The following is a 13,324-nucleotide window of genomic DNA, read 5'->3' as shown; positions in this document are numbered from 1 at the left end:
AGGCCGGGTGGCCGGCCGGAGGTCAGGGCCTCGCGGACTCAGGCCGGCGGGCGACCGCCGGAGTCGCCGGGGCGGGCGCCGGCCGGCCCACCGGGGGTGGCCGACCCACCGGGCTGGGCACCGGTCGGGTTCCCGGGGGCAGCGGCGCCGCTGGGGCCGCCGCGGGCCTTCTTCCGCGGCCGGGCACCGCCGAGGGCCAGCCGCTGCTGCAGCAGGACGGCGATCACGATGATCACGCCGCGGGCCACCTCCTGCGCCGAGCTGGACAAGTTGTTCAGCGTGAAGACGTTGGCCAGCGTGGTGAAGATCAGCACGCCGAGCACGGTGCCGACGATGGTGCCGCGGCCACCGACCAGCAGCGTCCCGCCGATGACGACGGCGGCGATCGCGTCCAGCTCCAGGAGCGTGCCGTGGGTGGAGCTGCCGGTCGTCGTCCGGGCCATCAGCAAGACCGCGGCGATGCCGCAGGTGACCCCGGACAGCACGTACAGCCACACGGTGTGCCGCTGCACCCGGATGCCGGCCAGCCGGGCGGCCTCGGCGTTCCCGCCGACGGCGAAGGTGCGGCGGCCGAAGGTCGTGCGGTTGAGCAGCACCCAGCCGGCCGCGGCGACCAGCGCGAAGACGATCACGAGCATCGGGATGCCGAGGACGTCGCCGCCGAAGAACTCGATGAAGTCGCGGTCCTGGACGATCTGGGTGCGCCGGTTGGCGATGATCTCCGCCAGGCCCCGGGCGGCCGCGAGCATCGCCAGGGTGGCGATGAAGGCGACCAGTTTCCCGTACGCGATGACGATCCCGTTGACCAGTCCGGCGCCGGCACCGACCAGGACGGCGGTGGCCACCATGACGATCCAGTGGAAGTCCTCGGCCATCGCCTGGGTCGCCAGCGTCGTCGCCCAGACGGAGGAGAGCGCGACCAGCGCCCCCACCGACAGGTCGATCCCGCCGCCGATGATCACGAACGTCATCCCGACGCTGACCACGCCGATGACGGCGGCCGCCCGCAGGATCGTCACCGCGTTGTCCACGTCGACGAAGCGGCCGGGCGCGGTGATGGCACCGACGATGCAGAGCACCAGCAGGGCCACGACCAGCCCGAGGTTCCGGCCCAGCGGGCCGGCCAGCAGGCCCGGCCCCTTGCTCCCGCCGTCGGAGGCGCCGGCGGCGCTGCCCGCCGGCGGAGTCGCAGTGGTGGTCTCGCTCATCACGCCACGTCCCCTTCGCGTGCGGCGCCCGGGGTCGGGGCCGCTCCCTCCATGACCATGTCGAGCACCTGGTGCTCGTCGAGCTCGTCGGCCGGACCGCGGGCGACGATGGCGCCGTCGGCGATCACCAGCACCTGGTCGGCCAGGCCGAGCACCTCCGGGATCTCGCTGGAGACGACGACCACCGCCACCCCGCGGTCGGCCAGCTCCCGGATCAGTGCGTAGATCTCCGAGCGCGCCCCGACGTCGACGCCCCGGGTGGGCTCGTCGAGCAGGAGCACCTTGCAGTCGCGGAGCAGCCAGCGGGCCAGCACGACCTTCTGCTGGTTGCCGCCGGACAGCGTGCGGACCTCGCGGTCGACGTCGACCGGCCGCAGGTCGAGCGCCTCGGCCTGGTCCCGGGCGGCCTGCTTCTCCGCTTCCCCGGACAGCAGTCCTCCGCGGGCGAACCGGGCCAGGCTGGACAGCGTGATGTTGCGGTAGATCGGCTCGGTCAGCAGCAGGCCCTGGCTCTTGCGCTCCTCCGGCGCCAGCCCGACCCCCGCATCGACGGCGGCCGCCACGTTGCCGGGCCGCAGCCGGCGTCCGGCGATCTGCACCGTGCCGGTGCTGGCCCGCCGGGCGCCGTAGACGGTCTCGAGGATCTCCGACCGGCCCGAGCCGACGAGCCCGGCCAGGCCGAGCACCTCCCCCGGCCGGACGGCGAAGGAGACGTCGCTGAACTTCCCGACCAGCGAGAGGTCCTCGACCTGGAGCACCGGCTCGGCGGCCTGGCCGGCGAACTCGCGGCGCTCCGGGAAGACGTACTCGATGGTCCGGCCGGTCATCAGCGTGATGACCTCCCCGGTGGAGGTGTCGCCCGCCGGCAGCCCGGTGGCGACCGTCCGGCCGTCCTTGAGCACGGTGATCCGGTCACCGACGTCCCGGATCTCCTCCAGCCGGTGGGAGATGTAGACGACGGCGACGCCGGAGGCGGTGAGGTCGCGGATGACCTGGAAGAGGTGCTGGACCTCCTCGCTGTCCAGCACCGCGGAAGGCTCGTCCATCACGATCAGCCGGGCGTCCTGGGACAGCGCCCGGGCCATGCTGACCATCTGCTGGGACGCCGCGGACAGCGACCCGACCTCGGCGGTGGGCCGGATCTCCGGGTGTCCCAGCCGGGCCAGCAGCTCCCCGGCGGCCCGGTTCGCCTGAGCCGGGCGGGTGAGGCCGAGGTGGGACCGCTCCCGGCCCAGGAACACGTTGTCCGCCACGGTCAGCCCGGCGACCAGGTCGAGCTCCTGGTAGATCGTGGCGATGCCCAGGGACATCGCCGCCTGCGGGTCGCCCAGGGTGACCGGGGCGCCGTCCCAGGTGATCCGGCCTTCGTCGGGCTGGTGCGCGCCGGCCAGGACCTTGATCAGGGTCGACTTGCCCGCGCCGTTCTGGCCGAGCAGGCAGTGCACCTCGCCGGCCCGGACGTCCAGGTCGACGCCGTCGAGGGCACGGACGCCGGGGAACTGCTTGACGATGCCGTGCATCTCCAGCAGCGGCGTCGCCGACGGAGCGCTCACGCGGAGACCCCGTGCCGGGCGAACAGGACGCCGGTCATGCCACCACTCCAGACTTATGCTCAGCACTGAACGTAAGTACGTCAGGCGGGACACTATGTCCGGCGTCACACACGGGTCAAGGGACCGCGGCGGCGTTACCGAACCGCAACCGCAGCCGGGCAGCCGCGAGGCCGTCGGCGTCCGGGGCATCCGTGCCGTCGCGCTCGCCGGGTCAACCCGGTGCCGGAGGGGTTGACCCGCGTGCGCCTGCGGCTCAACCCCTCACCGTCCGGGTCAACCCGGGCTTGGCGTGCCGATGAGGTCGTCAGCCCGGGCCGACCAGCCGTCGTCCGGGCACGTCGGCCTGGGAACGGACTGCCCGAGGGGACGGACCCCGGTCAGCGGGCGGTCGGGGCCTCGGCGGAGCCGGCGTCGGCGCGCGCGACCTGGTAGGCGGAGTCCTCGTCCAGGAAGCCCTCGATCGCCATCAGCGCGGCGCCCAGCCGCCCGGACAGGTCGGGAGCTGCGCTGACCGAGATGTCCAGCGCGCGGGCGGCCAGCGGCAGCGAGCGGCCGTAGACGGCCTCCCGGATGCCGGCCAGCAGCGGCGGCCCGGCCTGCGCCACACCCCCGGTCATCACGATCCGGTGCGGGTTGAAGAAGTTCACCAGGCTGGCCAGCACGGTGCCGATGGTCCGGCCGGCGTTGCGGACCAGTTCCAGGGCCGGCCCGTCACCGTGGGCCGCCAGCTGCACCAGCTCGCGGGTCGTCGTCACCGGCAGGCCGGCCGCCAGCGCGTCGCGCAGCAACGCACCACCCCCGGCGATCGCCTCGAGGCAGTTCTCGTTGCCGCACCGGCAGAGCACCGGCTCTCCGTACGGCGGCGGGACGGAGATGTGCCCGATGTCGCCGGCGCTGCCCTGGGCCCCGCGGTAGACCTGCCCGTCGACGACGATGCCGCAGCCGATCCCGGTGCCGACCTTGATCACCAGCACGTCCTCGGTCGACCCGGCGATGCCCATCTCGCCCAGCGCCATCACGTTCACGTCGTTGTCGGCGAAGACCGGGCAGTCGTACCGGCCGAAGGCGCTCGGGATCGGGTGGTCGTGCCAGCCCGGCATGATCGGCGGGTGGACCGGCCGGCCGGTGGAGAACTCCACCGGCCCGGGGACGCCGACGCCGACGGCGCAGACGTCGGCCGGGGTCAGGCCCGCCTCCGCCAGCACCCGCTGGGCCAGCCGGTCGACCTCGGCCAGCACCGGACCGGGTCCCTCAGCAATGTCGATCGGGTGGCCCACCGTGGCCAGGACCTCCGCGGACAGGTCGGTGACGGCGACGTCGACGCTGGTCACGCCCAGGTCGACGGCGAGCACGCAGCCGGCCTGGCTGTTGAAGCGCAGCAGCGTCGGCGGGCGCCCGCCGGTGCTCCAGCCGCGGCCGCCCTCCTCGAGGAGGTTCGCGGCGATCAGCTGGTCGACCCGGGCGCTGACCGTGTTGCGGGACGAGCCGGTCAGCGCGACGAGCTCGGCACGGCTCCGCGCCCGCCCGGTGCGCACGTGGTGCAGCAGCGCGCTGGCCGAGGCGGAGGTGGAAGCCACGTCGTCATGGTGGCACGCGCGGCGGTGACCCGGCGGCGGTCATCGAGCGCGCGCTGTCACAGGCCGACCGCGATCGTCGCCGCCAGCTCCCGGCACGCCTCGAGGTCCTCGGCCCCCGGCGCCCCGGTCAGGCTCAGCGGTGCGGCCACCTGTCGCCAGCCCAGCGCCCCGGTGATCCGCTGCACGCTGGTCAGGGCTCCGGCCGTGTCGTCGTTGCCGTGCACGTACACCCCGTACGGCAGCCCGGCCGTGGCGTCCAGGCACGGGTAGAAGACCGTGTCGAAGAAGTGCTTGAGCGCACCGGACATGTACCCGATGTTGGCCGGCGTCCCGAGCAGGACGCCGTCGGCGGCGAGCACGCCCGCCGCCCCCGCCGACAGGGCGGGCCGCACGGTCAGCTCGACGTCCTCGACCAGCGCGACGCCCTCGCGGACGGCGGTCAACACCGCCTGCAGGGCCGGCGAGGGGGTGTGGTGGACGACCAGCAGGCGTGGCATCCCGGCATCCTCCCCCGCTCAGGGCAGCGTCCGCACCGCCTCCAGCTGCTGGGTGAAGTGGGCCGCGAGCGCGTCGGCGACCCGCGCCACGCACAGCTCCCCGATGGCGGTGGACAGCCCGTGCGGGTCGCCCATGATCCCGGTGTCGGAGATCGCCCGGACGCCGCCGGTGAACATGCGCTGCAGGAAGGCGTCGTCGACCGGCCCGGTGTACCCGCGGACCAGGCGCTCGGTGCGCACCTGCCCGGGCCGGAGGACGGCGTAGACGGAGGACTCCGCGACGTCGGCGTGACCGCCGACCCCCTCGGGGTCCCCACCGGCGTCGGCGACGGCGGACCGCCAGATGTCGACCAGGCCGAGGAGGTCGGACCAGACGACCACCCGGCAGTCCGGCCCCACGGCGGCGTCCAGCCGGTCGGCCATCTCGGCCAGCGGCGCGAAGTTCCCGCCGTGGGCGGAGAAGCAGAGGATCGACCGGAAACCGTGCGCGGCGAGGCTCTGGCAGTAGTCGGTGTAGACCGCCTCGAAGGTCTCCGGGCGCAGGCTGATCGTGCCGGCGAAGCCCATGTGGTGCGGCGAGACACCCACCCGGATGGTGGGTGCGACCAGCGCCGTCCCCAGCCGCTGGGCCAGTTCCACCGCCAGCCGGTCGGCGTGCACGGCGTCCACGTCCAGCGGCAGGTGCGGGCCGTGCTGTTCCACCGCGCCGCACGGCACGATGACGTCGCACCGTCCGTCCGCGAGCGCGGCCTGCACCTCTTCGTAGGTCATCGTCTCGAGCAGCACGTCGTCTCCTGTGGGGTTCTCGTCGGGGAACGGGCTCACGTGGTGACGCGGACGACGGCCTCGATCTCCACGGCGATGTCGAACGGGAGCTCGGCCATGCCGACCGCGGACCGGGCGCCCCGACCGGCGTCACCGAGCACGTCGACGAAGAGGTCCGAGCAGCCGTCGATCACGGCGGGTGTGCGGTTGAAGCCGGGGCGGCAGTTGACCATGCCGAAGAGCTTCACCACCTGCCGCACCCGGCCGAGGTCGCCGAGCTCGGCGCGCAGGGCGGCGAGCAGCTGCAGCCCGGTGAGCCGGGCAGCCTCCCGGGCGGTGTCCAGGTCCAGGCCACCGTCGCCGATCTTGCCGGTGACCAGCGTGCCGTCGGGTCGGACCGGGCCCATCCCGGAGAGGAACAGCAGGTCCCCGGCGGCCATGACCGGCAGGTAGTTGCCGCCCGGTCCCATGGGGGTGGGCAGCTCCAGGCCCAGTTCGCGGAGCCGTGCGTCGACGTCCATGGGCGCATCCTGGCCTGCGGGAGCGCGGAACGGGAGTCCTGCCGACCGCCGGGCTGGGAGCATGACCGCGTGCTGCTCGCCGACGTCCTCGCCGCGTCCACCGCGGTCACGGCCACCCGGTCCCGCACCGCCAAGGCAGCGGCCATCGCCACGCTGCTGCGGGCGGCGGACCCCGAGGAGGTCGTGCCGGTCACCGGGTGGCTGGCCGGGGAGCCGCGCCAGGGGCGGCTCGGGGTCGGCTGGCGCACCCTGTCCCGGCTGGGCGGGGGTGCCGCGGACGCGCCGACGCTGACCGTCCCGGAGGTCGACGCGGCGCTGACCGAGCTGGCGGGGACGACCGGTGCCGGGTCGGCGGCTCGGCGCGACGCCGTCCTCGGCGGGCTGCTGGCCGCGGCCACCCCGGAGGAGCACCACTTCCTGGTCCGGCTGCTCACCGGCGAGCTCCGCCAGGGCGCGCTGGAGGGCGTCGTGCTGGACGCGGTCGCCGCCGCAGCCGACGTGCCGGCCGCCGTCGTCCGCCGGGCCTTCATGCTGTCCGGCCGACTGCCGGAGACCGCCGCGCTGGCGCTGACCGGCGGGGTGGCGGCGCTGGCGGCGGTGCGGCTGGAGGTGGGCCGCCCGGTGCGGCCGATGCTGGCCAGCCCCGGGTCCTCGCTGGACGCCGCGCTCGCCGATCTCGGCGCCGAGGTGACCGTCGAGTTCAAGCTCGACGGCGCCCGCATCCAGGTGCACCGGGACGGCGACGTCGTCCGGGTGTGGACCCGGTCGCTTCGGGAGGTGACCGACGGCGTGCCGGAGCTGGTCGAGCGGATCCGGGCGCTGCCGTGCGAGACCGCCGTGCTCGACGGGGAGACCCTCGCGCTGGACGACGACGGCCGGCCGCGCGCCTTCCAGGACACGATGAGCCGCTTCGGCAGCGACAGCGCGGACGCCGGCGTGCTGCTCAGCCCCTTCCTCTTTGACGTGCTGCACCTGGACGGCCGCGACCTGCTCGACGAGCCGCTGGCGGTGCGGCTGGACGCGCTGGCCGGGCTGCTGGCCGACGACGCGCACGCGGCGCTGCGGATGCCCGGGATGCGCCGGCCCACCCCGGAGCAGGCCGCCGGCGTGCTGGACGACGCGTTGACCGCCGGCCACGAGGGCGTGGTGGTGAAGGCGCTGGACGCGCCCTACGCCGCCGGCCGCCGCGGCAAGGCGTGGCAGAAGGTGAAGCCGGTGCACACCCTCGACCTGGTCGTGCTGGGCGCGGAGTGGGGCTACGGGCGGCGCGCGGGCAGCCTGTCCAACATCCACCTCGGGGCCCGCGACCCCGACGGCGGCCAGCCGGTGATGGTCGGCAAGACGTTCAAGGGGATGACCGACGAGCTGCTGGCCTGGCAGACCCGGACGTTCCCGGGGCACGCCGCAGAGCAGCCGGACTGGGGTGTGCGGCTGCGCCCGGAGCTGGTGGTGGAGATCGCGGTGGACGGCGCCCAGCGCAGCACCCGCTACCCCGGCGGCGTGGCCCTGCGGTTCGCCCGGGTGCTGCGCTACCGCCCGGACAAGTCCCCGGCCGAGGCCGACACCATCGACGCGGTGCGCGCCCTGCTCGCCGACGGGCCGACGGCCGACTGACCGGGTCCGGTCAGCGGCGGTGCCAGTGGGCGGCGCCGGCGGCGGCCAGCCCGAGGACGGTCATCGACAGGCCGACGCTCCGGTCGGCCACGTCACCGCCGCGCCGGCCCACCAGGACGGCGGCCCCGTCCAGCGCGGTGAGCAGCAGGGTGACCTCCGTGGTCCGCCGGGCCTGGGGCACCGGGGTGACCAGCAGCGCCGCCCCCATCGCGATGTTCCGCGCGGCGATCAACCGGACCAGCAGCGGCAGGGCGGTGTCGGTGCGCGTGGCGCGCCCGTCCACCCCCAGCACCCGGGTCATCGCCCGCGGCGCGAACAGTGCGCCGGTGCCCAGCCAGATCGACAGCGTCCCGATGCTCTTGCGCGTCACGTCCCAGTTCAACGTCATGACCGGCTGGTGCCCGGCTGCCCGGCCCGCCAACCGGTCGCCACCAGGACGAGCACGAACGCCAGGTACGGCAGCGTGGCCGTGCTGGCCACGAAGTCGCTGACCGTGGCGACGGCGAAGGCACCGACGTCGGGTGAGTCCAGGGGCCCCAGCACCCGGTCGAAGCCCAGCGCCGCCACGGACGCCGGGATCGTCAGCAGCGCCGAAACCACCCCGCCGGTGAGCACCCCGGCCAGCACCGTCCCGGGCCCGCGCCGCACGGCCCGCACCGCGAGCGCGACCCCGCGCCGCAGCGCACCGGAGGGGGTGAGCCGCCCGCCGTCGAGCAGGCCGGCGACCGCCCCGGTCACCCACAGCTGGGCGACCAGGCCGGTCAGGAACCCGACGACGTCGACGGCCAGTGCGGCCCAGAGCCGGGGGTCGTCCCAGACCAGGACGTGCCGCAGCACGTCGGGGACGGCGTTGACCGCGGCGGCGGCCGCGGCCGCGAGGAAGGCGGCCGGGGCGTGCCGGCGAAGCAGCCGGAGCGCCGTGCCGAGCGTGCCGACCGTCCCCTGCGGTGGGCTCCCCTCACTCACGACCTGGTGGCGACGAGCGCCGTCCAGCAGCCGGCCAGCCGGTTCTCCTGGGCGGTGACGGTGAGCCCGGCGGACCGGCACGCCTCGGCCATGGCCGCGGGGGTGGGACGGTCGCCGTCGGCCGGGTGGGCGGAGACCGCACGGAGCACCCGGCTGTCGATGAACCGGGCCGTCATCTCGCAGGAGTAGAGCCGGCCACCGGGGCGCAGCACCCGCGCCGCCTCGGCCACCACCGCCCGCCAGTCGTCGGTGTGGTGCAGCACGTGCCAGCCGAACACCGCGTCGTAGGAGGCGTCGGCTGCGCTCAACCGGGTCGCGTCGCCCTCGCTGACCTGCACCCGGTCGCCGAGGTCGCGCACCGCGGCACGGCAGTCCGCCACGCTGGCGGGGAACAGCTCGACCCCGTCGGCGTGCGCGGCCTGGAAGGTGTCCAGCGCCGACCTCAGGCCGGTGCCGCGCCGGCCGGTGCCCAGCTCCAGCACCCGGCCACCGGGCACCGGCCCGCCGAGCCGGAGCAGCAGCCGGGCCTCGATGCGGGCCTGGACCAGGGCGCGCAGGCGGGCGTCGACCCACAGCCGGGTGCCGTCGACGAAGGTGGGCGGGACGCCGGGTGCCCGGTCGCCGCGTGAGGTGGCCGGGCCGGACGAGGAGTGCTCGGGGAGGTCAGGCACGCCAGCCGGTGTGCCCGCCGGGGACCGGGCGAAACCGGACGACGTCCGCGGACCGTGCGGCCGGTGGTGGTGGCGGCGGTCAGCTCGCGGGGGTGCTGGCGTGCCGGCGCCGGCCTCCGCGCGCCGTCGATCCCGGGTCCGCCAGGAGGAGCAGCGCCCCGATGCCGACGGGGAGCCACAGGCTGACCAGCCGGTAGACCAGCACGGCCGGCACTGCCTGGCTGGCCGGCAGGCCGGCGACGGCGATCAGCGCGGAGGCCAGCGCCGCCTCCACGACCCCGATGCCACCGGGGGTCAGCCGCGCAGACGAGGCCAGCGCGCCGGCGGCCCAGGCGAGCAGCAGTCCCTGCCACGGGATCGGCGCGCCGACGGCCACGAGGGCCAGCGCCAGACCCGCGACGTCCAGCACCCAGTTGGCCAGCGCGAACAGGCCGGCGGCGGTCGCGGTGCCGAAGGACAGCCGGATGGCGCCCAGCGAGGTCAGCAGCTCGTCGATCCGCCGCGCGACGTCCCGTCCGCGCAGCGACCGGATCCATCGGGCCAGCGCGGTGACGACGCGCGTGGCGAGCCGGACGACGACGGTGCGCGACCGCTCGTGCCGGAGCACCAGCACGAGGCCCAGCACCGGCACGACGCCGGCCGCGGTGGCGAAGAAGGCGCCGAGCGCACCCCACAGCGACCCGGTCGCCGCGGATCCCACGGCCAGCACCACTGCGAGCGTGGCCGTGGCCGCGATTCCGGAGACCGCCAGCGCCCAGCCGACGAGCGCCGGGCTGTTGCCCAGCGCGTGCAGCCGGGTGTAGGTGTACGCAGCGCTCGCCGGGGCCCCGGCGACCGGGACCGTCGAGGCGATGGTGTTGCCCGCGTAGATGGTGGTCGTGGCGTGCCGCAGCGGGACGTCGCCACCGCCCGCGCGCACCAGCACGCGCTGCTGCAGGACCAGGAAGTGCAGGGAGAGGAGCTGGGTCAGAGCGGCGAGGGCGACCCACGACCAGGCGATGCCGACCAGGCCGTCCCACCACTCGGCGATCCGGTCCCGGAAGACGACGACCGCCGCACCGGCCGCGACGAGCAGGGCGGCCCGCAGCACGAGGTTCCGCACCCGCCGGCGAGCGCTCCGGCGACCGGTCGGCGAGGCCCCGGAGGACGGGTCCTGCGCCTGCGGCACCCCCGTCACTCCTCCTCCGGTCACACACACATGGTCGCCGTCCACTCACATCGGGCGCACAGCAGGGTCGGGTTCCGACCGTGCACAACCGGAAGAGTGTCCGCGATCACGACCCGCCGGCATTGCCTCGCCGACCCTTGCGCGCCGGCTCAGAAGGGCGGCGGGTCGTCCGGGTCGGGTGGGATGCCGCCGCCGGTCAGCTGGCCGGCGGCGGACAGCCGGGGGCCCGGTGGTTGGAGGCTCGCTCCTTGGCGACTCGTTGTTCGGAGGCTGGGCAGGCGGAGGCCTGGTGGTCGGGTCACGCGGGTGACGCCGGAGGGGGTGGTGACCGACAGGACCCCGTCACCGGTCAGCACAAACCGCCACCGATGCGCGTGGGTCTTCAGCCGGTGGTGTCGCCGGCACAAACAGCACAGGTTGGCGCAGTCGGTGGCCCCACCGTCACGGTGGGCGCAGACGTGGTCCAGGTCGGTGCGGGCGGCCGGTCTGCGGCAGCCGGGGTGCCGACACGTCCGGTCCCGGGCCCGCACGTACCGGCGCTGGGCCGGGGTCGGCGTGTAGCGATCGACCGGGGGTGGCCGGTCCAGCAGCCCGCAGCCGCAGTCGGTGCCGGCCGGGTGGTCGGGGCAGCCGCGGCGGGCCAGCCGCTCCAGTTCCGGGCGGGTCACCGTCGCCCGCAGCGCCCCGGTGACCGGATCGACCAGGTCGATGCCCAACGTGCCCCCGACCGGGGCCTACAGGCCGCCGGGGCAGAGCGCGTCCAACTGCGCCAGCAGCTCCCGCAGCTGCCCGGCGGTGATCGGCGCCCCGTCCACGGTTGCTGCGTCCCGGTCATCGCACGGCGCGACATGGCTCTGGCCCGGCAGGGTGCGCCCCTCGGTCGCCACGTCGCCTCCGCCCGGCGCCACGTCGCCTCCGCCCGGCGCCACGTCACCTCCGCCCGGCGCCACGTCACCTCCGCCCGGCGCCACGTTACCTCCGCCCGGCGCCACGTCACCTCCGCCCGGCGCGGTCCGGTCGCTCAGCGGGCGGGTGTGCAGCGCCGGCAACGGCGCCAGAACGGTGAGATGCGCGGTCACCGGCTCCCGGCTGGTGTCCCACGGCCGCAGGATCAGGTCGGCCATGACCTGCGCGCGCAGCTGCCCGATCGCCCGCCCATCACCGTCGGCCTTCGCCATCCGCGCGTAGCCGTCCACCGTCTCCCGGCAGGCCGCAGCCACTGGCATCGGCAGGTCCGCCACCAGCTGACCCATCCCATCCGCGGTGGCCCGGGTCGTCACATCGGCACACCGCTCGGCCTTCTTCCGCCGACGATCAGCCGCCGCCTCATCCAGCGCGATCAGCGCCGCCGCCGTGCGCTCCCGCAACCGCACCGGCGTCTCCCCCGCCACCGCCCACCCCAGCGCCTGCGCCTCCACCTCGGCCACCACCGCGGGCTCGACCCGGCCCCCGGCATGGACCGACTGCCCGCCCAGCGCGCGCACGATCGCATTCGCGCGGGCCGGGTCGATTCGGCTGTCGGCCAGCATCGCCCACGTGGCCGGCAGCTCACGCACCAGGACCAGGGACCGCTCGGCCAGCACCGTCGCCGCCGTCGGCGAGATGCCCGCCACGACCGCCAGCTCATCGGCCAAGAACTCCGACACCCCCACCGGCACCCGAACCGGGCGCCAGCCCTCCACCCCGTGCCCCGGCTCCTGCTCGGTCAGGTCCCACTCCACCGGACGACGCCGCGCCAGCTCGGCCACCACCACCGCCTCATAGGCAGCCAGCTGCGCCCGCACGTCGGCGATCGTGCTCAGCTCGCCCACCAGGCCGGTGTCGGAGAACCCGCCGGGCGGGAGCACCTCCGACAGCCGCGTGCGCCGGCGCGTCACCCCCGCCGGCGGCGGAGGCAGCTCCTCGCAGACCGACGGGACGCGCGGGGACACCGTGACCGCCACCCCGAACCCGTCGCCCATGGACACACCCCGAACCTACGGAGAGGGTCTGACAGTTCTGAGCCGATGAGGTGGACCGAGCGGGGGCGACGGATCCGGCGGTCAGGCCTCGCCGACGACGTCCGGGGTGAACTGGGCCCGCGCGGCCGCGATCCCCGCGTCGATCTCCTCCTCGGTCGCGGTGCCGCCGTCGCGTACCGCGTCGGCCCAGGCGTCGATCGACCGGGCGGCAGCCTGCTGCCCCTCCAGCGTGTTCTCCCAGGCGGCCGGGTCGTCGACGACCTCCCCGCGGAGGAAGCCGGCCAGCCCGAGGACGGCGACGTCCCAGCCCGGGCCGACGTACAGGGCCCCGGCCCCGCTGCCGACGAACTCGACCGGCACGGTGTGCTCCAGCTCCAGGAGGGTGCCGTCGCCGCGCTCGGACAGCCGCACGTCCACGACGCTGTCCGGCCCGCCCCAGGTGACCTTGAGCCGGCGCGGCGGCTCGCAGCCCTGGATCTCACCCTCGGCGTTCCCCTGGACGGCGAACGTGCCTCCGGGGCGGAGGTCCCCGTTGACCGGGGCGAACCAGCGGGCCAGCCGCTCGGGGTCGGTCAGGGCGCTCCAGACGTCCGGCACGGCCGCCTCGTAGCTCCGCCGGATCAACGCGGAGACCAGTTCGGTCCCGTCGGACTCCCGCCGGGTCACCACCCGCTCCGCCGCCGCCAACTCGTCCAGGACGTTCCTCATGCGCACTCCTCGGTGTGGGCCGTCGTCCCCTCCTGGGACGGCGGCGTCCGGTCCCCGTGGTGTCGTGCGCGCACCCCACGCCGCAGCTCGGTGTCCAGCGCGTCCAGGTGCTGGT

14 protein-coding genes are annotated in these 13,324 nt (G+C 75.3%); 1 reads left to right on the top strand and 13 read right to left on the bottom strand.

The features are described from left to right. Positions 1-38: 38 nt before the first annotated feature. The 6 genes from O2W16_RS08095 to O2W16_RS08070 all read right to left on the bottom strand — a co-directional run bounded on the left by O2W16_RS08095 (position 39) and on the right by O2W16_RS08070 (position 6,121). Positions 39-1,208: an ABC transporter permease gene (locus O2W16_RS08095; protein WP_269158304.1), complete on the bottom strand. Its 1,170-nt coding sequence runs from the start codon at positions 1,206-1,208 to the stop codon at positions 39-41. Beyond that, positions 1,208-2,761 (bottom strand): sugar ABC transporter ATP-binding protein, encoded by a 1,554-nt coding sequence (locus O2W16_RS08090; RefSeq protein ID WP_269158303.1) that lies wholly within the window; start codon positions 2,759-2,761, stop codon positions 1,208-1,210. Before O2W16_RS08090 ends, O2W16_RS08095 begins: the two co-directional genes overlap by 1 nt. Positions 2,762-3,138: 377 nt before the next feature. Beyond that, positions 3,139-4,338 (bottom strand): ROK family protein, encoded by a 1,200-nt coding sequence (locus O2W16_RS08085; RefSeq protein ID WP_269158302.1) that lies wholly within the window; start codon positions 4,336-4,338, stop codon positions 3,139-3,141. 56 nt (positions 4,339-4,394) lie between these two features. After that, positions 4,395-4,835 carry a flavodoxin family protein gene (locus tag O2W16_RS08080; protein WP_269158301.1) on the bottom strand — a complete coding sequence of 147 codons (441 nt, stop codon included), beginning with the start codon at positions 4,833-4,835 and terminating at the stop codon, positions 4,395-4,397. Between the two features lie 18 nt (positions 4,836-4,853). Continuing rightward, positions 4,854-5,660, bottom strand: coding sequence for a creatininase family protein (locus O2W16_RS08075; protein ID WP_269158300.1), 807 nt, complete (start codon positions 5,658-5,660; stop codon positions 4,854-4,856). Next, positions 5,657-6,121, bottom strand: coding sequence for a RidA family protein (locus tag O2W16_RS08070; protein WP_269158299.1), 465 nt, complete (start codon positions 6,119-6,121; stop codon positions 5,657-5,659). The genes O2W16_RS08075 and O2W16_RS08070 overlap by 4 nt, the downstream gene beginning before the upstream one ends. 69 nt (positions 6,122-6,190) lie before the next feature. Here O2W16_RS08070 and O2W16_RS08065 point away from each other — a divergent pair, with 69 nt between their 5' ends. Further along, complete coding sequence (locus O2W16_RS08065) at positions 6,191-7,735, top strand: ATP-dependent DNA ligase (protein ID WP_269158298.1); 1,545 nt, start codon at positions 6,191-6,193, stop codon at positions 7,733-7,735. A gap of 10 nt (positions 7,736-7,745) precedes the next feature. On the opposite strand, the gene O2W16_RS08060 is transcribed toward O2W16_RS08065, so the two are convergent. From O2W16_RS08060 to O2W16_RS08030, 7 genes are all read right to left on the bottom strand, one after another. Next, complete coding sequence (locus O2W16_RS08060) at positions 7,746-8,123, bottom strand: DUF4267 domain-containing protein (protein ID WP_269158297.1); 378 nt, start codon at positions 8,121-8,123, stop codon at positions 7,746-7,748. Then, entirely contained in the window at positions 8,120-8,701 is a 582-nt protein-coding gene (locus O2W16_RS08055; RefSeq protein ID WP_269158296.1) for a hypothetical protein, read from the bottom strand. The genes O2W16_RS08060 and O2W16_RS08055 overlap by 4 nt, the downstream gene beginning before the upstream one ends. Next, the gene (locus O2W16_RS08050) at positions 8,698-9,372 is read right to left on the bottom strand and encodes a class I SAM-dependent methyltransferase (protein WP_269158295.1); all 675 of its coding nucleotides are present in this window, start codon (positions 9,370-9,372) and stop codon (positions 8,698-8,700) included. The genes O2W16_RS08055 and O2W16_RS08050 overlap by 4 nt, the downstream gene beginning before the upstream one ends. 79 nt (positions 9,373-9,451) lie before the next feature. Next, positions 9,452-10,540, bottom strand: coding sequence for a lysylphosphatidylglycerol synthase transmembrane domain-containing protein (locus tag O2W16_RS08045; RefSeq protein WP_269158294.1), 1,089 nt, complete (start codon positions 10,538-10,540; stop codon positions 9,452-9,454). A 149-nt stretch (positions 10,541-10,689) separates the two neighbouring features. Beyond that, on the bottom strand, positions 10,690-11,256 hold the full coding sequence (locus O2W16_RS08040; protein ID WP_269158293.1) for an HNH endonuclease signature motif containing protein: 567 nt from the start codon (positions 11,254-11,256) through the stop codon (positions 10,690-10,692). 18 nt (positions 11,257-11,274) lie between these two features. Next, positions 11,275-12,501, bottom strand: a complete 1,227-nt coding sequence (locus tag O2W16_RS08035) for a hypothetical protein (protein WP_269158292.1) — start codon at positions 12,499-12,501, stop codon at positions 11,275-11,277. Between the two features lie 81 nt (positions 12,502-12,582). After that, complete coding sequence (locus O2W16_RS08030) at positions 12,583-13,209, bottom strand: SRPBCC family protein (protein WP_269158291.1); 627 nt, start codon at positions 13,207-13,209, stop codon at positions 12,583-12,585. Positions 13,210-13,324 lie beyond the last annotated feature (115 nt).

This window comes from Modestobacter sp. VKM Ac-2984 (assembly GCF_026967985.1).
Classification (GTDB): domain Bacteria; phylum Actinomycetota; class Actinomycetes; order Mycobacteriales; family Geodermatophilaceae; genus Modestobacter.
This window is presented reverse-complemented; position numbering and strand designations above follow the sequence as displayed.

Coding starts and splice junctions, on each gene's coding strand:
- O2W16_RS08095 (WP_269158304.1), bottom strand. CDS start 1,208: ATGAGCGAGACCACCACTGCGACTCCGCCGGCGGGCAGCGCCGCCGGC.
- O2W16_RS08080 (WP_269158301.1), bottom strand. CDS start 4,835: ATGCCACGCCTGCTGGTCGTCCACCACACCCCCTCGCCGGCCCTGCAG.
- O2W16_RS08070 (WP_269158299.1), bottom strand. CDS start 6,121: ATGGACGTCGACGCACGGCTCCGCGAACTGGGCCTGGAGCTGCCCACC.
- O2W16_RS08060 (WP_269158297.1), bottom strand. CDS start 8,123: ATGACGTTGAACTGGGACGTGACGCGCAAGAGCATCGGGACGCTGTCG.
- O2W16_RS08035 (WP_269158292.1), bottom strand. CDS start 12,501: ATGGGCGACGGGTTCGGGGTGGCGGTCACGGTGTCCCCGCGCGTCCCG.
- O2W16_RS08030 (WP_269158291.1), bottom strand. CDS start 13,209: ATGAGGAACGTCCTGGACGAGTTGGCGGCGGCGGAGCGGGTGGTGACC.